Below are 19,966 nucleotides of genomic sequence, written 5' to 3'. Positions count from 1 at the left end.
ACATTTTATACGAGTTCCACTTACTTTATCTTCAAAATTTTTTTGATATCTGGCAATGGATTATAAGCAAGATCAGAAATCGATACATAGGTCACATTTTCACATTTCATGAAACCGGTTACATGAACCGCAAACTCATCTCACATTTCATTTGAAATAAATTCATTATTCTATACTTCTGACTATGAGGGAATTCCCTATAGAACGAATAGCTATTCTTGCTAATTATTGAAATATTTTTCCATTGATATTCAACCTTATTGAAGGCCATATATGAGTCAAATCACCCCTCAGCTAACAAATATGTGGGATAAAAGTCATGAATCATGGTTTGTAAAAGATAAGAATCTTCGTTTTATGTATGCAAATAAAGTATTTATCAAATTAAGTAAGTTACCTGAACACTTTGATGTCACGGGATATACTGCTAAAGAATTACCTACACCGTTTAATCATCTTGTTCACCTTTTTGAAGAACATGACCGTAAGGTTTTACAGGCGATGCAACGAATATCATCTATTGGGGCTTATCTTCAAAGCGATAGCCAGCAGCTTAAGCCTTATTTTTGTGAAAAATACCCGTTAATGGATGAAAATAATCAATGTATTGGAGTAATTTGCCACATTAAAGAAATAAATCATTTTTCAGTACATCATTATATTAAAAATGACACAACTATGTCTGTTAAGCATAGCCCCCCGAATAATATATTGACAGAGAAAGAGTGGATAGTAATCTTTTTATTTTGCCGTGGCATCAGTAATCGATGTATTGCTAACGAAATGAAAATTTCATGTCGTACTTTGGAGGGGTATTTCCAAAGTATATATGAAAAATTATCGATCGGATCAATTATTGAATTGAAGCTATTTTGCGAAAATAATCATTATGATCTCTATATTCCACCAAAATATTTTAAATCTATGAACCATTTTTTTTTGGATTAAGAACGATCCTTGAGTTCCATATATTCTGTCACTTAGTCAGGGTAAACGATGGAATATGATACTTAATAAGTCCATGATGCAAATCAGCTTCATAGCTCATTTTCAAAGTTAGGTCGTAGATTTGGTTGTTAAGATCTTTATTGTCGGTATATTGAGAATCCAATTCATACTCCCAACCGCTTCTATTAGTCGGGGTATGATTTATTTTACATAATCGCTGAGGTGAGAGCATGACCACAATGAAAGACGTAGCCCATCAAGCTGGAGTATCCGTAGCCACTGTAAGCCGTGTCATTAATAATACCGCTTATGTCGAACCGGGCACTCGTGAGCGTGTAGAGAAAGCTATGCGTGAGTTCAATTATCATCGTAATTCTGCCGCACTTGCATTAGCGAAAAGGTGCGGGAATATGTTGGGTTTACTCACCGGTAATTTAGCTGATCCGTTTTTTTCGCTTTTAGCTCGCGGGGTTGAAAAAGTTGCCCGACAAGAAAAAGTAAAACTGATGGTTTGTAGTGGCGGATATCAAGCTGAACTTGAGAAATCTGCCTTAGATTTTTTAATTAATCAGGGATGCGAAGCAATAGTAGCGCATGTTAGTAGGATGAGTGATGTAGATGTATTACGTTATGCCGCTCATACACCAGGATTGGTGATTATCAATCGATATTTCCCTGCTATCGCCAACCGGTGCATTTGGTTAGATAATGTCAGCGCTTCTCAGATTGCTACCAACTATCTTCTTCAAAACGGCCATCGAAAAATTGCTTGTGTAACGGCAAATCTACCGATTGATAATAGAAGGCTCCGTCTGGAGGGATATTATGCAGCAATGGCTAATGCGGGTGTTACAGTACCTGGCGATTGGGTTATCAGTGTTCCATTTAATGAAAAGGGTGGAGAACTGGCAGCAGAAAAGCTCTTAGACAGCGACATCGGCTTTACCGCGGCAGTAACATTCAATGATGTTATGGCTGCTGGTATGATGCGCTCCCTACATCAACGGAAAATCAAATTACCGGAACAACTGTCGATTGTTGGGTTTGATGATATTGTCCCGGCCCGATATCTTTATCCTCCCTTAACTACCGTACATAATCCAATAGAACGAATGGCTCAGCGGGCGGCTAATCTGGCATTGCAACTCAGTGCCAAAAAAGAAATAACTCCACAGATGAATATGTTCTCAGCCGAACTCGTTATCAGAGATTCCGTTTTTTTAATCGAGTAATGAAAAGCGTCGTAATAAGCGTAAAAGCGATATACAGATCACATTTCACATCTTATGAAACCAATTACATGAACAAGTAATATCTGTCACATTTCATTCAAAATAAATTCATTATTCTATTCTGTTTCAACAACCCATCTGAAACTGGAGTTTTAATATGGATGACAAGAAAAAGCTTAATTTGGGACTCGCTATACTGCCAATCGCAGCAATGCTCTTATTGTTAGTTATTGGATATGGTCAACTGAATTTACGCATCGAATCCCTATTACTGATATCAGCAGCAATAGCAGCTACCTTGGCATATTGGCAAGGTTATCGTTGGAATGACATTATCGATGCTATTGTGACAAAGCTGGCTAAAGCGATGCCGGTGATCATGATACTGATTTGCGTAGGCGGGCTAATTGGGACTTGGATGTTCAGCGGAACCATACCGTATATGGTGTATTGGGGGTTAAAACTGATTAGCCCCCAATACATACTGATTGCGGCTTTTTTTATCACGAGCGTTATCTCGGTTTGTACCGGTACGTCATGGGGGTCAGCCGGCACAGTGGGGGTTGCTCTGATGGGCGTCGCTGCTGGCCTTGATGTATCTTTGGCCGCGGCAGCCGGAGCGGTTGTTTCAGGTGCGTATTTCGGCGATAAAATTTCACCGTTATCTGACTCAACAAACTTTGCTGCCATCGTTGCCGATACTGATCTTTACAGTCATGTTCAACATTTGATGTATACCACTATTCCCGGCTTTGTTTTAGCCGCTATTGTCTATTTTATTGTGGGTCATACAAGCTTAACAGGTAACGTGGCAACACCGGAAAAAGTTACAGAAATTGTGCAATCTCTTGAAAGCCTGTATCACTTCAATTTATTGCTGATTTTGCCACCGATATTGGTTTTATGGGGAGCAATAACAAAACGTCCGGTGATACCCGTCATGCTTGCTGCCTGTGCATTAGCTATTGTACTTGGCATAGGTCTCCAAGGGCTCACCCTTAAACAGGGCCTTAATGCGTTGATAGACGGTTTCAATCTCTCGATGTTCTCTGACCAGGGACACAACATTACCGGAGTTGTTAGCGATGTCTCCCGTCTGCTCAATCGTGGTGGCATGTTCTCGATGATGAGTACTATCCTGCTTGCATTTTGTGCATTCGCGTTCGCTGGTGCTTTAGCACTCACTGGTGCTTTGACCATCATCATTAACCGGCTTCTACAAGTTGTTCACACAACCGGGCAACTTATCGCTGCAACCTTGGCAACAACTATTCTGGTAACCGGCGCAACTTGCAATGGAAAGCTGGCTCTCCTCATCCCGGCTGAGCTATTCAAAGATGCTTATCGTCGCATGGGGCTGGATAATAAAAATCTGTCACGAACAATAGAAGATGGTTGTACCGTCATAGAACCGTTGATCCCTTGGACTGCCGCTGGCATTTATATGGCGACGACATTGGGTGTCAGTACGCTTGAGCTACTGCCTTGGGCTATCCAGTGCTATTCTGCCATCTTCTTTGCTCTCATTTATGGCTTTACTGGTTTCGGTATCGCAAAAATCACGCCGGAGAACTCCCTGAATAAAAAGGAAATCCAACGTGAAATTGCCTGATTTCAACCAGATAATCGATCGCCACAATACAAGCTCTGTGAAGTGGGACTTTTTAGGTCGTGATTTGTACTTAAATAAGACTGACCTGTTGCCAATGTGGGTATCTGATATTGATTTTCAATGCCCGGAAGCAGTCTTGCAAACACTCTACTCCCGAATTGAACATGGTATTTTTGGTTATAGCGAACGCGACGATCTCTATTATCAAGCAGCAATAGACTGGTTTTCAAGGCGTCATAAACTGACCTTGCACCGCGATTGGTTTACATCAATAGAAGGCGTCATACCCGGATTGGCTTTACTGATACAGATGCTCAGTAAACCGGGGGAAGGTGTCGTTGTGCAAGGGCCTTATTATGCTTCATTCGCCAAAATTATTACTATGAACGGCAGGATGGTGATTGAAAACCCGCTTCTTGAAAGTCTGGAAGGTTATAAAATTGATTATGATCATCTGGAACAGATATTGGAGCAACACAGACCGCCTCTGTTATTGTTATGTAACCCACATAATCCTACTGGTAGATGCTGGAATAGTGACGAACTACTCCAGATATTAATGCTTTGTAAAAGGTACGGGACGACGGTAATTTCCGATGAAATTTGGGCTGATTTAATTTTACCGTGGGGGAAATTCACCTCAATACTGCATCTGGGGAGTGAATGGCATGACAATGTCATTGCCGCCACCTCAACAAGTAAGGCATTTGGACTTTCATCACTCCGTATCTCCAATTTTCTCATTCCCAATCCTGAACTTCGACGTGCCTTTATCGATCGGTTGAATGCGCATGGACTAGATGTATTCAATGCACTATCGATGACTGCGGCTACAGCCGCATATCAATATGGGGACGTATGGCTTGATGAACTACAGCATTATCTGGCGGAAAACCGTTGTTGGTTTGAGCAGGCTTTAACGTCTGTTGTTCCCTGGTGTCGAATGACCAAAGCGGAAGGTACTTATCTGGCTTGGCTGGATTGCCGCGATTTAAACTTGGATGATGATGCTTTGCAACGTGCTTTATTACAAAAAGCCAAAATAGCCGTTTCAATGGGATCGAGTTTTGGTAATCATGGGAAAGGATTTATCAGAATAAACTTAGGTTGTCCCCGCGAATATCTTGAAAAGGCAATAGGTGGTTTAGTTCAGATAACATCATAAAATAAAAAGGTAAATAGCCCTGTATTAATTCTATATTCATACCTGAAGCTTTCCACAAGAAAAGCTTCAGGTAATGAGTATCCTCTCATTGATTTTTATATGAGAAGTTCATATTAATTTTGAAAATGACAACTCATTTAAAATATCTACTCGGCCATATTTCGCAAGGATCACAATTTAAAGCGGCAGCAATAAGTCGTTCGCCTTTGGGCCACGGACGGTGCAGCGCATTACTTAAGGTAGATGATGCAAGCCCCGCCTCTCTTGAAATAGCAGATAACGACGTTCCCCGTTTTTTAAGTCCCGCAATAATATCCGCTGGGTGCCAGTCGTTTTTTACAATCATTCCTTTCTTCTCTCCTCAGTTTGGTTATTCAAGGTGCTATATTCATACTCTCTCTTCAATTTGATATTTTTATATTTCTACAGCTTTTTCCCTGAGTCCGCGCAGGCGCAGAATGTTAAAAAATAGCTGTACTAAGACATTAAACCCCGCCAAGTACAGCCAAATATTCTCCGAATAGAAAATTGTCTAACGACAAAAATGTTATTAAATGAACTCTGATTGTTCAAAATTGAACTTTAAATGTTCAGAAATGTTCTTTTTAGATCGCTAATATATTCAAAAAGTTTAGTTATTTTTGGAAATGTTGAAAGCGGATGAAATACTTTAATGAATGTCTTAAGCTATTCAGTTACAGGGAATGACACCAACTTAGTTAGCTCAGTGAATTAATAAGACCATTAATCTTAATGAGTTGCGAAGTTATGTACGTTCAATTTTTTAAAAACTTCTTAACTAATAAAATAAATCATATAAATGATTATTGTTTAAAACAATAACATTGTTTATATTTTATAGTACTTATAATGTTGTCGTAAAATTAATAAAAATACACTTTTTGGCTGGATGATTGTTGTGCTGTATTATATAGTTAAGCTGTCTCGATTATAATTAAGGTAGCAATTCATTCAGATAATTTCTTAATGATAATTCAGTAGTCACTATGTAAAATATAATAAAGGAACGATGACATGAATAATAAGTTAATCATTTCACCTCAAGTTATTAACACATTGGCAATCAGTAACGATCCTTGGGGAATAAAAGATAAAAATTCCTGTTTTATTTATGGCAATAAAGCGCTGAACTCCATCAAAGGTTTTTCTGATTCATTTGATTTCGAAGGGCTTTATGATGATGAGCTTCCTTGGGATGGTGCCGAGTTTGCAAAAGAATATATTCATCATGACCAAAAGGTAATGAAAGAAGAAAAATCATATGTTTCACTCGAAACCCATATTTGGGGAGAAATAAGAACCTTATCCTCCTATTTCTGTGAAAAACAACCTATTTATCATGAAAATGGTGATTGTCTTGGAATTATCTATCACTTGTGGAAAGCTCAAGATTATTCATTAACACGTTTATATCATGGAAAACTCCCCGCTTCCATTATATTTCAACCACCGACTCATTTATTTACCCAACGGGAATGGGATGTCATTTTTCTCTCTTTACATAAATATACCAGTAAACAAATTGATAGAATATTAAATATTTCCTACCGTACTGTTGAACACTATACCCGTAATCATTGAAGATGCTTGATTTTATCCGAAATGGAGATCATTATCCTCGCTATGAAAATATTCATTACCGATGAACAAAAAGCCGAACTTGAACATCTCCATCACACCTGCCGTGATAAGAGGGAGTGTGATCGCATCAAAGCGGTCCTGCTGGCCTCTGAAGGCTGGAGTTCAGTGATGATCGCTCAGGCCCTGCGTCTTCATGAAATGACCGTTAACCGTCATATCAGCGATTACCTTAATCAAGGTAAACTTAAATCTGATAATGGGGGGTCTGATAGTTTGCTTTCTCAAGAACAAACTGATTTTTTAATCAATCACTTATCTCAACATCTTTTCCATCACACCCATGAAATCGTGGCCTATGTTGCTCAGCTCTGGAATATTACCTTTAGCATTCCCGGCATGAATAAATGGCTACACCGTCAGGGTTTTTCTTATAAAAAACCTTGTGGCGTCCCTCATAAATTCGACGCAGAAAAACAGCGACAATTTATTGAATATTATGAGAATCTTAAAGTCACAGCGAAAGACGAACCCATCCTTTTTCTTGATGCTGTTCACCCGACTCAAGGCACCAAACTCGGTTATGGCTGGATGCGAAAAGGCGAGAAAAAAACAGTAAAAACAACAGGAAGCCGGACTCGCCTGAATATATTGGGCGCGCTCAACCTGAATGCCATTGGTCGTACGGTGTTCCAGGAATATCAAACCATCAATGACTACAACATTTGCTGTTTTTTCAATGAAATAAGAAAGTCTTATCCTGACTATCATCAAAAAATTCATCTTATTGTGGATGGGGCGGGTTACAACAAAGCTCATCTTGTTAAGGAGTGGGCTTATGTTAGCAATATTGAGTTACATTACCTTCCTCCCTATAGCCCAAATTTAAACCCAATAGAGCGATTATGGAAGGTCATGAATGAACAGGTTCGAAATAACCGTTATTTTGCGGATAAACATGAATTTCGAGACAACGTCTTCAAATTTTTCACCACAACGCTACCGGATATAGCGGACTCGCTGATGTCTAGAATTAACGACCATTTTCAGGTGCTAAAAACTGCATCTTGAAGTTTCTTGGGTATATACGGCACAAATATACAGAAAAGTTGGTGTTAGATCTGCTCGGCAATTGGAGGAATACTGTCGCTTTAATAATTATGATCTTTATGTACCAGAAAGATTTTTACGCCCTGAAAGCAGTATTTTTGTTTGAATCTCAAATTTTAGCGATGTTCACAAGAAGAAATAGACGAACTGAGTTATCGTTATATGCCGTATTTACCGGAAAAAGCGAACATGACCAGCACACTATGATCTTTTTTACTACCCGTTTAAGGAAGGACGGGGCAATCAATACCGGGCTAAACAAAATTGAACGCTTGTGGTAATTATTACATGAAGCGGTAACACGAAATCATTGTTGTCAGTATATGTGGCAGTTACTTAAATTAAATATGTGGAAGAGTTTATAGAAAGCGTTTTCGTTGCAACAACAATCTGGAGTGAAAAAATAAGTGTACCACCATATGGAAGCTTATTTAGTTTATCCAGTCGGACCGGCGGGTCTACTCAGCTCCTCCCTAATTCCCACTTCAGGTGCAAAAATTAGTCACGACAATACATCCGAAAAAGTCTAGCCAAATGTTCTCCTGCGGGAGTTAACTTTGTATCTCTTCGTTGAACAAGGCAAAAAGTTGCAAAGGGAAGCTCCTCTTTAAGGTTTAACGCCACAAATTGCTGGTTAAACAGAGTCTCATCAACCACATCCACAGCTACAATAGTCACAAAGTCACTTTCGGAGACTAAACTCATGCAAGCCATTAATGTTTCACACGTGACACTAAAGACAGGTGGATTATCCAGCGATGTAAACATCTCAAATAACCTGCGATAGTAGGTGCCTTTCGGTGTTGGCATGGTCCAGTCACAATCAATTAATTCGTCTAAAGAGGTTGCATTCACTTTTGGATGCCCTTTTCGTACAATCACTTTGTACTCTTTTTCCATCAATTTTTCGAAGCTCAATTCTGCATCTAAGCTACCGGGATAATAGGTGTTCACGGTAAAATTCAGTTCACCTTGTCTGAGCTGAGGTAGCATAGTCAATAACTGTCCCTCAACAACTCTTAATTTTACTGTAGGATAATCACGGTGAAACTGTGTAATCACCTTTGGCATAATCGTACGTGCAATACTGCCAGCTACGCCAATATTGACTACACCACCGATCAAGCCAACTCGTTGTTGAATATCTTCCTGTGCAATTCGAAGCTCCTCAAGTATCAAACAGGCGCGTTGTAAAAAACTTTTTCCACACCCTGTCAAATGAATACCTTGGTTACTGCGTATAAATAATTTTGCACCAAGTGAATCTTCTAGTTCGCGAATCGATTTGGTCAAAGCAGGTTGTGAGAGTAACAGAAACCGACTAGCCGCTCTGATACTGCCATGACGGTAAATTTCAACAAAAGCGCGCAGTTGATTGAGTTTTATTGGTGTCGTCATTTTTCTCTCTTGCGATAACTTTTAATTATATAGATAAAGATAATTGTATCTTACTTGAACAAAATTTATTGTATACATTAAAAATCAGTAATGAAAAATCGGGCTGTATTTAAATTTAAAATTCAACAAAAATATTTTTAAATTATTAAAACAATAAAATTTTAAAAAATAAACTAGTTCAATCAAAATTAAATAAATATTTTAACAAAATCAATCTTGGTGAAATAAACTAAATATATTTTCTTCTCCGCGATAACTAAAAGAGATAATTATTATGGGCACTTTATTAAGCGAATCTATTCAGCAAATTGCTGAACAATTACGAAACTGGCGTCGCGATTTCCACCATTTTGCTGAATCAGGCTGGTTCGAATTCAGAACAGCAACGATTGTGGTGGATGAGCTGCACCGTCTGGGTTATAGCCTGAAAATGGGAAAAGATGTTATCAAGGCTGATGCACGAATGGGCTTACCTTCAAAACAGGCATTACAAGCGCAAGAACAGCGTGCTATTAAACAGGGCGCTCTGACTGAATGGCTACCCCATTTTTCAGGCGGGTTTACTGGCATTGTCGCGACACTCGATACCGGAAAACCTGGACCAACCTTGGCTTTTCGGGTGGATATGGATGCGCTTGACCTGAATGAGGAACAAACTCACGTGCACCGCCCTTATGCTGAAGGCTTTTCCTCTTGTAATACACATATGATGCATGCCTGTGGTCATGATGGTCACACAGCGATTGGATTAGGACTCGCTTGTATATTGAAAAAATATGAAAGCCAACTGACTGGAAAAATCAAACTGATTTTTCAGCCTGCGGAAGAAGGAACTCGTGGTGCAAAATCAATGGTTGAAGCGGGCGTTGTCGATGATGTTGATTTCTTTATCGCTATTCATATCGGCACTGGTGTACCTCAAGGCGAATTGGTCTGTGGGAGTAATAATTTTCTTGCTACTACCAAAATCGATGTTACTTATCGTGGTGTGGCCTCCCATTCTGGTGCAAAACCAGAAGCGGGAAAAAATGCACTGTTAGCCGCAGCTCAAGCAACCTTAGGGCTGTATGCTATTTCTCACCATAGCGAAGGCAGCTCACGCATTAATGTCGGAGTGCTACAGGCAGGCATTGGCCGTAACGTTATTCCTGACTATGCATTAATGAAAGTGGAAACTCGCGGTGAAACTAATGAGATCAATGCATTTGTCTACCGTCAAGCTCTCAATATCATTGAAGGCGCGGCAAAAATGCAGGGGGTTGAATATGGAATACAGTTAATGGGAGCCGCTCAAAGTAGCCAGCCTAGCCCAGTATGGGTCGATTTCATTTATCAACAGGCTCAACAATATATCCCAGAGCTTTCATCTGTTGTCAAAAGCCGTCAGCAAGCTGCCGGATCTGAGGACGCGACCTATTTTATGGAACACGTCAAATCGAATGGTGGTCAAGCCACTTACCTTATTTTCGGTACAGCACTCAGCGCAGGTCATCATAATGAACGGTTTGACTTTGATGAAAACGTGATGACTACCGCAGTGAAAACATTAGCCACTATCGCCCTTAACCTACCTGATTTCGGAGTTCATCATGAATAACTCGTTGATTGAATTCATCAATGAATACATTGAGCAACGCCAAAGTGATTTTACTTACCTTAGCGATAAGATTTGGGAACACCCTGAGACCAATTTTGAAGAAAACTTTTCTGCTGAACTGCTCGCAAATGCGTTAGAAAATGAAGGGTTCGTTGTTCAGCGTGGGGTAGGCAATATTGAGACCGCGTTTATCGCCAGTTATGGCAGTGGACACCCTGTGATTTCTTTACTTGGTGAGTATGATGCGCTGGCTGGTTTAAGCCAAAAAGCAGGCTGTTGTGAACCTAATCCTATGGTTAAAAACGGTAACGGTCATGGGTGTGGACATAATTTACTGGGGACAGCCGCACTCGCTGCGGCATTTACAGTGAAAGCCTGGTTGCAAAAAAATCAACAAATTGGAACTGTACGGTTTTACGGTTGCCCGGCGGAAGAAGGGGGTTCCGGCAAAACATTTATGGTCCGGCAAGGTCTTTTTGATGATGTTGATGCAGCAATTACATGGCATCCTGAATCATTCAGTAGTGTATTTAATGTCCAGTCTCTGGCAAATATCCAAACAGCATTTCATTTTAAAGGAGTTGCTTCACACGCCGCCAATTCCCCTCACTTGGGTCGAAGTGCTTTAGATGCAGTTAGTCTGATGAATGTGGGTGTTCAATTTCTTCGTGAACATATCATTCAGGAAGCACGAATTCATTATGCAGTGACTAATACCGGTGGTGTGTCACCTAACGTTGTACAGGCTGATGCCGAAGTTTTATACCTTGTTCGCGCCCCACAACTGGATCAGGCTCAAGATATTTATCAACGAGTCATTGATATTGCTAAAGGTGCTGCCTTAATGACCGGCACGCAATTGAATATTCGCTTTGATAAGGCGTGTTCAAACTATATTCCTAACCGCACGATGGAAAGAGTGATGTATCAGTATATTCAAGCCTTTGGTATTCCTGAATATACTGATGAGGAATGCCAATTTGCCGAAAAAATTCATCAAACACTGACAAAAGATGATTTACGCAATGCCAAACTCAATGCAGCGCGAACAGCGGGCGAAGAGGGTAAACGCTGGAGTGAGCGACAAGGGGAAAAAGCACTGACAGATGAAGTCTTACCCTATATAGAATCGCAAGAGTTACTGTATGGATCTACCGATGTCGGTGATGTCAGTTGGGTAACACCCACAGCGCAATGTTTCAGTCCCTGCTTCGCCTTTGGCACACCACTGCATACTTGGCAATTAGTCGCACAAGGGCGTTCATCCATTGCTCACAAAGGGATGTGTCTTGCCGGGAAAATTATGGCCGCCACCGCACTTAAATTATTAATAGACCCTGCTCTGCTAGCAGAGGTCCAGTCTGAGTTCAAACACCAACGGGATGAGCATCCCTATCAGTGTCCTATTCCGCCCGATATTAAACCATCACCTTTGAAATAACTTTGCTTCGATAAATACTGGCTTGCTTACAGCGGCAAGCTAGCAGCTAGCGTTCAGTCATTTACATAATCAAAAAATAATAACGAGAGCAAACACAAAGGAAAAAATCATGAGTGAAACAACTATCTCTGTAAATAAGAGCCCAGGACGTATTCTTGGTTGGATCGAAAGAGTTGGAAATAAAATTCCGAATCCTTTTATTTTATTTATCTATTTAATAGCTGTTTTAATGATAGCGACTGCTATTTTGTCTTGGTTTGACTTGGCCGTAAAAAACCCTACAAATGGAGAGTTCATTAGAGTTAAAAACTTACTTAGCGCCGAAGGATTACAGTGGATCCTGCCTAATATCGTTAAAAATTTCAGTAACTTCACACCACTTGGAGCAATATTAGCTTTGGTCATTGGTGCAGGGCTGGCAGAAAAAGTCGGTCTGTTACAAACCCTGATGTATAAAATGGCTTCTGGTATTAATAAACGTTACGCCAGCTATATGGTGCTATTTATTGCCTTTTTTAGCCATATTTCTTCGGATGCCGCACTCGTTGTCATGCCTCCATTAGGCGCGCTAATTTTTATTGCGGTTGGTCGCCACCCCGTTGCTGGCCTACTGGCCGCTATTGCTGGTGTTGCTTCAGGATTTACGGCGAACTTATTGATTGTCACTACCGATGTGCTGTTATCTGGTATCAGTACTGAAGCGGTTAAAATGCTTGATCCCAACTTACACGTCAGTGTCATCGATAACTGGTATTTTATGGCAACATCAGTGATTGTACTGACGATTGCAGGCGCTATCTTAACGGATAAATTTGTTGAGCCACGCCTTCCAGCATGGAAAGGAAGTCACAATGAGAAGTTAGCAAAGCTCACGCCACAACAAAATCGCGGGCTGCTAATGAGCGGTCTATCTGCACTAATTTTCATCGGTATTGTTGCGTTGCTAGTTGTTCCCGAAAATGCACTACTGCGTGATCCACAGACTGGCTCAATCATTCCATCGCCATTCATAAAAGGGATCGTGCCAGTCATTATTTTGTTTTTCTTCGTGGTTTCGATTACATATGGCGTTTCCACAAAACAGATAAAAAAGTCTAATGATATTCCAGACTTACTCGTTGATCCCATGAAAAACATGGCTGGCTTCATTATAATGGTCTTCCCTCTGGCTCAATTTGTTGCCTTCTTTAACTGGAGCAACATGGGCAAATTTATGGCGGTAGGGCTAACCGATATGCTAGAAGCCTTGGGTATGACAGGTGTTCCTGCCTTCATTGGATTAATGTTTTTATCTGCCTTTTTGTGTATGTTCATCGCAAGTGGTTCTGCCATTTGGTCGATTCTGGCACCTATTTTTGTTCCCATGTTTGTCCTGCTTGGCTTTCACCCTGCCTTTGCACAGATCATTTTCCGTATTTCTGATTCCGCAGTATTACCGTTGGCACCGATGTCACCTTTTCTACCGCTTTTTTTGGGGTTTCTTCAACGGTACTATAAGGGGGCTCAGCTAGGTACTTATTACACGTTGGTATTACCTTATCCGCTGGTGTTTTTTGCCGTTTGGATATTGCTGCTTATAGGTTGGTATTTTGCTGGATTGCCCATTGGGCCAGGTATTTACCCTACATTGCTGTAACCACCATAAAGGAGGAAGATTGGTGGTCGAATGAAAGCGTCATTAAATGCACTTTCTATACCTGAACCCAACAGGGTGGCAAAAATGAATCGCTTTTTTGCCGATTGTTGAAATGTTTTTCTATACCCTATGGATTTCAAGATGCATCGCGACGGCAAGGGAGAGAATCCCCGGGAGCATAGATAACGATGTGACCGGGGTGAGCGAGTGCAGCCAACAAAGAGGCAACTTGAAGGATAACGGGTATATTTATATTCAACCTTATTGAAGGTCATATATGAGTCAAATCACCCCTCAGTTAAAAAATATGTGGGACAAAAGTCATGAATCATGGTTTGTAAAAGATAAGAAGCTTCGTTTTATATATGCCAATAAAGAATTTGTTAAATTAAGTAAGTTACCTGAAGACTCTGATATCATGGGATATTCTGTTAAAGAATTATCGACGCCATTTAATTATCTTGCTCACTTTTTTGAAGAACATGATCGTAAAGTCTTACAGTCTATGCAACGAGTATCATCTATTATTGTGGCTCATCTTAAAAGCAATGGTCAACAGCTTAATCCTTGTCTCTGTGAAAAATACCCATTGATGGATGAAAAGAATCAATGTATTGGAATAATTTGTCACATTAAAAGAATAAATCATTTTTCAGTACATCATTATATTAAAAATGATACAACTATACCCGTAATCATTGAAGATGCTTGATTTTATCCGAAATGGAGATCATTATCCTCGCTATGAAAATATTCATTACCGATGAACAAAAAGCCGAACTTGAACATCTCCATCACACCTGCCGTGATAAGAGGGAGTGTGATCGCATCAAAGCGGTCCTGCTGGCCTCTGAAGGCTGGAGTTCAGTGATGATCGCTCAGGCCCTGCGTCTTCATGAAATGACCGTTAACCGTCATATCAGCGATTACCTTAATCAAGGTAAACTTAAATCTGATAATGGGGGGTCTGATAGTTTGCTTTCTCAAGAACAAACTGATTTTTTAATCAATCACTTATCTCAACATCTTTTCCATCACACCCATGAAATCGTGGCCTATGTTGCTCAGCTCTGGAATATTACCTTTAGCATTCCCGGCATGAATAAATGGCTACACCGTCAGGGTTTTTCTTATAAAAAACCTTGTGGCGTCCCTCATAAATTCGACGCAGAAAAACAGCGACAATTTATTGAATATTATGAGAATCTTAAAGTCACAGCGAAAGACGAACCCATCCTTTTTCTTGATGCTGTTCACCCGACTCAAGGCACCAAACTCGGTTATGGCTGGATGCGAAAAGGCGAGAAAAAAACAGTAAAAACAACAGGAAGCCGGACTCGCCTGAATATATTGGGCGCGCTCAACCTGAATGCCATTGGTCGTACGGTGTTCCAGGAATATCAAACCATCAATGACTACAACATTTGCTGTTTTTTCAATGAAATAAGAAAGTCTTATCCTGACTATCATCAAAAAATTCATCTTATTGTGGATGGGGCGGGTTACAACAAAGCTCATCTTGTTAAGGAGTGGGCTTATGTTAGCAATATTGAGTTACATTACCTTCCTCCCTATAGCCCAAATTTAAACCCAATAGAGCGATTATGGAAGGTCATGAATGAACAGGTTCGAAATAACCGTTATTTTGCGGATAAACATGAATTTCGAGACAACGTCTTCAAATTTTTCACCACAACGCTACCGGATATAGCGGACTCGCTGATGTCTAGAATTAACGACCATTTTCAGGTGCTAAAAACTGCATCTTGAAGTTTCTTGGGTATATATCTGTTAAGCTTAGACCACCTAATAATATATTGACAGAAAAAGAATGGATAGTGATCTTTTTATTCTGCCGTGGAATCAGTAATCAATGTATCGCTAATGAAATGAAAATTTCATGTCGTACTTTGGAAAAGTATTTCCAAAGTATCTATGAGAAATTATTAATCGGATCAATTATTGAGTTGAAACTGTTTTGCGAAAAAAATCATTATGATCTTTATATTCCACCAAAATACTTTAAATCTATGAGCCATTTTTTTCTGGATTAAGAGTGAACACTGGGAGCCTTAATAAATTATTATGTGCGTGCAATTTTTAACTGGAAAAATAAATCACTTAAATAATCTCCAATAAAAATAATATTTTTCCTTATATTGTTTGGTATTTATAATACCATAATAAAATTAATAAACATACAGTCTTTGGCTGGATAATTGTTATACTACATTATATAGTTAAATTATTTTTTGTATCATCAGAAAACAATTCATTCAGATAATGACTAAATGATAATTAAGGAGTTACTATGTCAAATATAAGAAAAAAAACCAATCATATTACACCACAATTAACGCTGATGTGGGATAAAAGCGATGAACCTTGGGGAGCCAGAGATCGCGAGTCAAGATTTATTTATGCTAACCCTGCTTTTTATCAACTGCTCAACCTTCCTGAATATTTCGATATTATAGGGCTATCTATGGGGGAATTACCCTTGCCTATTGCCGAATATGCAGAAGAATTCCATCGTCAGGACCAAAAAACCATTCAAACTATGCAACGCGTCACTTCACTGGAAACACATCAGTTTGGGGAGCATAACATTAAACAAACTTATATTTGTGATAAATTTCCACTTTATGATGAGAATAATGATTGCATTGGGATCTTCTTTCATATGTATAAAACTCAAGATTTTTCTGTTTCGTACTATTATGAAAAAACTCCTCCGGCAACACTGGCATTCACCCCACCTAATGACACACTGACGCAATTTGAATGGGAGGTTCTCTTTCTAACTCTGTGTTCATTAGATGAAGAGAAAATTAGTGAAGAATTAATGATAAGTTCCGAAGATGTGATTAATCATATCCAATCAATTTACCAAAAATTCAATTTGCCTTTACATGCAGAATTAAAAGATTTCTGTAAAGAAAATAAACTTGATCTTTATATTCCAGCAAGATTTGTCACTATTGGCAGTAGAGAGTTAAATTGATTATAAAATATCAAGAATCTAACTTTAAGGCTAGCGAAAAAAGGAGTAGTAACATGGATAATAAACTAATTATTTCACCTCAAGTCATTAATACAATGAAGCAAAGTAATGAGCCTTGGGGGATCAAAGATAAAAATTCATGCTTTATTTATGGCAATAAGGCACTTAAACATCTTGAAAACCTTCCAGACTCATTTGATTACGAAGGGTGGTATGATTATGAACTTCCTTGGAGTGGCGCTGAGTTTGCAAAAGAATTCGTTCTTCATGATCAAAGTGTAATGAAGAGCGAAACAACAGTATGTTCGCTTGAAACACATATGTATGGGAACGATAAATTCTTATCATCTCATTTTTGTGAAAAATACCCACTATATAATAATGAAAACGAATGTGTCGGAGTCATTTTCCACGGGTGGGAAGTCCAGGATTTTTCATTAACCCGTCTATTTTATGGAAAACTCCCTGCCTCCATTATATTTCAGCCACCGACTGATTTATTTACTCCGCGTGAATGGGATGTTGTTTTTCTCTCTTTACATAAATATACCAGTAAACAAATTGGCAGAATATTAAATATTTCCTACCGTACTGTTGAACACTATACAGCACAAATATACAGAAAGGTTGGTGTTAGGTCTGCTCAGCAATTGGAGGAATATTGTCGTTTTAATAATTATGATCTTTATGTACCAGAAAGATTTTTACGTCCTGAAAGCAGTATTCTGGTTTAAGTCTCAAATTTTAGCGATGCTCACAAGAGGAAATAGACGAACTGAGTTATCGTTATATGCCGTATTTACCGGAAAAAGCGGGCATGATTTATTACGCAATAACCTCCTTTACTGTGCGTTTTAAGGAAGAAACGGCAGTAAATATCCTTTCTTACCGCCTAAGAACTATCTATACCCGTTATCCTTCAAGTTGCCTCTTTGTTGGCTGCACTCACTCACCCCGGTCACATCGTTACCTATGCTCCCGGGGATTCGTTCCCTTGCCGTCGCGATGCATCTTGAAATCCATAGGGTATATTCGTATATCTATGATAAATGAGAAAAGAAGATATTTTATCATCACGAAAGCCTAAATTTTAAAAGCTACTGCCGTTTGTAATAAGACAAAAATGTGACGTAAATTAGCGCTCAGTTCTGCCAACCGAGCTAAAAGTCATCATCTGACATAATCATAAAAGGTAATTCCTAATCACAAATTTACGATAATCATCACATTAAAAGTAATTTCATACAGAAATAAAAAGATAAAAATGTGATACGAATCACACAATGAAAATAAAACAATAAAATTAATTTGAAATTATTAATGTTGATTATTAAATGATTAATATTAATCTGTTTTTTATACAATCCTGTCACAAAATAATCACATTGGCCTGTTTTTTGCTTTGTCATATAACCTCTTGTTTTTGCTGCTATCTTGACCAACTCCCTATTTTAGTTGCCCGGTTGATAATCAACACTAAATATTGATCGCTAAGTTAAATTCGTGGTTAATGCTGTTTCAACATTGTGGAATAGCAAGTCAATGAAAAGCAGTATTGTATTATTAATAGTTTTTTGTAGCGCAGTCTCAGGTAGTCAAGCCGCCGACATCGCAGATCAACAACTCATTCATCAACAGGCCCGCCAGCAAGCCCTGGAGACGCAATTAGCCCCGCCGCCTGCGGAGGTTCACCTGTCGGTACCGGAAACCGGGGAATCATCCGCCTTTGCGGTGGAAACTCCGTGTTTTCCCATTACCCACGTCAGACTGGCAGGTACCGAAAATTTCCCGCACTGGTTACCGTTCCGGCTTGTCGCCCAACAGGGCGAAAACCATTGTCTGGGCGATAAAGGCATTAGCCGGCTGATAACCCAATTGCAAGATCAGCTCATTAATCACGGCTATGTCACCAGCCGGGTTCTGGTTCCTCGTCAGGATTTGCGTACCCAAACCTTAAAACTGGTGATGATACCGGGAAAAATCCGGCATATCCGCTATACCCCTGACAGCGGGAACTATATCCAGCGGATAACCCCCTTTCCCGCGCGTGAAGGAAAATTACTGGATTTACGGGATATCGAGCAGGGACTGGAAAATCTGCAACGTTTCCCCACCGTGCAGGCGGATATGAATATTGTCCCGGCAGAGCAGCCGGGGGAGAGCGATATTGTGCTGGACTGGCGTCAGTCCCGGCACTGGCGAGTCGCCACGTATCTGGATGATACCGGCTCCAAAAGCACCGGACGTTATCAGGGCGGACTCACCTTCTTTCTGGATAATCCGCTGGCGCTCAGCGACCTGTTTTATCTCTCCGGTGGACGCGATATTCATTCGTCTGCCGGGAAAGGCAGCCAAAATGACACGCTCTATTACTCTTTGCCCTTCGGCTACTGGATGGCGAGCGTGACGGCCAGTCATTACGATTATACCCAGACAATAGCCGGGCTGAATCAGGCGATCCAATATCGGGGCAAAAGCCAAAACCTGGCGGTTCAGCTTAGCCGGGTGCTGCACCGTAATGCCGACCAGAAAACCCTGCTTAACGGTGAAATTTATCGTCGGGCGTCTCGCAATTTTATTGATAACACTGAAATCGACGTTCAGCGCCGGGAAACCGCGGGCTGGAAGCTGGGGCTGTCCCATCATCACTTTATCGGCAGCGCGACGCTGGATACCCGGGTGACTTATCAACAGGGCATGCGCTGGTTTGGCGCACAACCGGCACCGGAAGAGTACCGCAATGAAGGGACCGCCTTACCTAAAATCACCCAGTTCTCGGCGACACTTGCCGGGCCGTTAACGCTGTTTTCTCAGCCCTTTTTTTATCAGACCCAATATTTGCGTCAGATAAGCGCCAGCCCATTGACGCCCCAGGATCGCTTCTCGATTGGCGGTCGCTGGACGGTACGCGGCTTTGATGGCGAGCTGACCTTATCCGCTGATCGGGGTTGGTACAGCCGCAACGAACTGGACTGGCAAACCCCGCTGCGCGGGCAATCGCTGTATCTGGCAATGGATTATGGCGAAGTGGGCGGACGGGGCAGCGATACGCTGCTCGGAAAACACCTGGCGGGGAGCGCGCTGGGCTGGCGAGGCAGCCTGAAAGGGGTGAGCTACGACCTGTTTGTCGGCGTCCCGCTGTCCAAACCCGCCGGCTTCCAAACCTCCCCCGTCACGGCCGGATTCAACCTGTATTGGCAGTATTAATTCAAATAGCAAAACTG

The 19,966-nt window shown here is 40.5% G+C and carries 16 protein-coding genes and 2 pseudogenes; 16 read left to right on the top strand and 2 right to left on the bottom strand.

Features of this window, described 5'->3' with window-relative positions:
• The first annotated feature begins 273 nt into the window (after positions 1–273).
• The 4 genes from PluTT01m_RS19210 to PluTT01m_RS19195 all read left to right on the top strand — a co-directional run bounded on the left by PluTT01m_RS19210 (position 274) and on the right by PluTT01m_RS19195 (position 4,957).
• Complete coding sequence (locus PluTT01m_RS19210; RefSeq protein WP_011147875.1) at positions 274–948, top strand: helix-turn-helix transcriptional regulator; 675 nt, start codon at positions 274–276, stop codon at positions 946–948.
• Between the two features lie 230 nt (positions 949–1,178).
• The gene (locus PluTT01m_RS19205; RefSeq protein ID WP_011147874.1) at positions 1,179–2,180 is read left to right on the top strand and encodes a LacI family DNA-binding transcriptional regulator; all 1,002 of its coding nucleotides are present in this window, start codon (positions 1,179–1,181) and stop codon (positions 2,178–2,180) included.
• Positions 2,181–2,337: 157 nt separating this feature from the next.
• Positions 2,338–3,792, top strand: a complete 1,455-nt coding sequence (gene nhaC / locus PluTT01m_RS19200) for a Na+/H+ antiporter NhaC (RefSeq protein ID WP_011147873.1) — start codon at positions 2,338–2,340, stop codon at positions 3,790–3,792.
• Positions 3,779–4,957, top strand: coding sequence for a MalY/PatB family protein (locus PluTT01m_RS19195; protein WP_011147872.1), 1,179 nt, complete (start codon positions 3,779–3,781; stop codon positions 4,955–4,957). The genes nhaC and PluTT01m_RS19195 overlap by 14 nt, the downstream gene beginning before the upstream one ends.
• 133 nt (positions 4,958–5,090) lie before the next feature.
• Here the strand turns inward: PluTT01m_RS19195 and PluTT01m_RS19190 are convergent, their stop codons facing one another.
• Complete coding sequence (locus PluTT01m_RS19190) at positions 5,091–5,300, bottom strand: helix-turn-helix domain-containing protein (protein WP_041381091.1); 210 nt, start codon at positions 5,298–5,300, stop codon at positions 5,091–5,093.
• 692 nt (positions 5,301–5,992) lie between these two features.
• Here PluTT01m_RS19190 and PluTT01m_RS19185 point away from each other — a divergent pair.
• From PluTT01m_RS19185 to PluTT01m_RS27715, 3 genes and pseudogenes are all read left to right on the top strand, one after another.
• A pseudogene (locus PluTT01m_RS19185) lies at positions 5,993–6,547 on the top strand (helix-turn-helix transcriptional regulator); the annotation flags it as partial.
• Between the two features lie 54 nt (positions 6,548–6,601).
• A complete protein-coding gene (locus PluTT01m_RS19180) occupies positions 6,602–7,627 on the top strand; it encodes an IS630-like element ISPlu19 family transposase (RefSeq protein ID WP_011144720.1) in 1,026 nt (341 codons plus the stop codon).
• A 46-nt stretch (positions 7,628–7,673) separates the two neighbouring features.
• A pseudogene (locus PluTT01m_RS27715) lies at positions 7,674–7,772 on the top strand (helix-turn-helix transcriptional regulator); the annotation flags it as partial.
• Positions 7,773–8,164: 392 nt separating this feature from the next.
• Here the strand turns inward: PluTT01m_RS27715 and PluTT01m_RS19170 are convergent.
• A complete protein-coding gene (locus tag PluTT01m_RS19170; protein ID WP_011147869.1) occupies positions 8,165–9,064 on the bottom strand; it encodes a LysR family transcriptional regulator in 900 nt (299 codons plus the stop codon).
• A gap of 274 nt (positions 9,065–9,338) precedes the next feature.
• Between PluTT01m_RS19170 and PluTT01m_RS19165 the strand changes: the two genes are divergently transcribed.
• From PluTT01m_RS19165 to PluTT01m_RS19120, 9 genes are all read left to right on the top strand, one after another.
• The gene (locus PluTT01m_RS19165; protein ID WP_011147868.1) at positions 9,339–10,661 is read left to right on the top strand and encodes a M20 family metallo-hydrolase; all 1,323 of its coding nucleotides are present in this window, start codon (positions 9,339–9,341) and stop codon (positions 10,659–10,661) included.
• Positions 10,654–12,102, top strand: coding sequence for a M20 family metallopeptidase (locus tag PluTT01m_RS19160; protein ID WP_011147867.1), 1,449 nt, complete (start codon positions 10,654–10,656; stop codon positions 12,100–12,102). Before PluTT01m_RS19165 ends, PluTT01m_RS19160 begins: the two co-directional genes overlap by 8 nt.
• 109 nt (positions 12,103–12,211) lie before the next feature.
• Complete coding sequence (gene abgT / locus PluTT01m_RS19155) at positions 12,212–13,738, top strand: p-aminobenzoyl-glutamate transporter (RefSeq protein WP_011147866.1); 1,527 nt, start codon at positions 12,212–12,214, stop codon at positions 13,736–13,738.
• A gap of 277 nt (positions 13,739–14,015) precedes the next feature.
• Positions 14,016–14,450, top strand: coding sequence for a PAS domain-containing protein (locus PluTT01m_RS19150; RefSeq protein ID WP_082303134.1), 435 nt, complete (start codon positions 14,016–14,018; stop codon positions 14,448–14,450).
• Between the two features lie 32 nt (positions 14,451–14,482).
• Positions 14,483–15,508 (top strand): IS630-like element ISPlu19 family transposase, encoded by a 1,026-nt coding sequence (locus tag PluTT01m_RS19145; RefSeq protein ID WP_011144720.1) that lies wholly within the window; start codon positions 14,483–14,485, stop codon positions 15,506–15,508.
• A complete protein-coding gene (locus PluTT01m_RS19140) occupies positions 15,505–15,792 on the top strand; it encodes a helix-turn-helix transcriptional regulator (protein WP_332370319.1) in 288 nt (95 codons plus the stop codon). Before PluTT01m_RS19145 ends, PluTT01m_RS19140 begins: the two co-directional genes overlap by 4 nt.
• A gap of 257 nt (positions 15,793–16,049) precedes the next feature.
• Entirely contained in the window at positions 16,050–16,742 is a 693-nt protein-coding gene (locus tag PluTT01m_RS19135) for a PAS domain-containing protein (RefSeq protein WP_011147865.1), read from the top strand.
• 53 nt (positions 16,743–16,795) lie between these two features.
• A complete protein-coding gene (locus PluTT01m_RS19130; protein ID WP_011147864.1) occupies positions 16,796–17,476 on the top strand; it encodes a helix-turn-helix transcriptional regulator in 681 nt (226 codons plus the stop codon).
• Positions 17,477–18,284: 808 nt separating this feature from the next.
• Complete coding sequence (locus tag PluTT01m_RS19120) at positions 18,285–19,949, top strand: ShlB/FhaC/HecB family hemolysin secretion/activation protein (RefSeq protein ID WP_011147863.1); 1,665 nt, start codon at positions 18,285–18,287, stop codon at positions 19,947–19,949.
• The last annotated feature ends 17 nt before the right edge of the window (positions 19,950–19,966 follow it).

It is taken from the genome of Photorhabdus laumondii subsp. laumondii, assembly GCF_003343245.1.
In the GTDB taxonomy this organism is placed as follows: domain Bacteria; phylum Pseudomonadota; class Gammaproteobacteria; order Enterobacterales; family Enterobacteriaceae; genus Photorhabdus; species Photorhabdus laumondii.
Note: the sequence above shows the minus strand (reverse complement) of the source record. Positions and strands in the feature narration are given on the sequence as shown.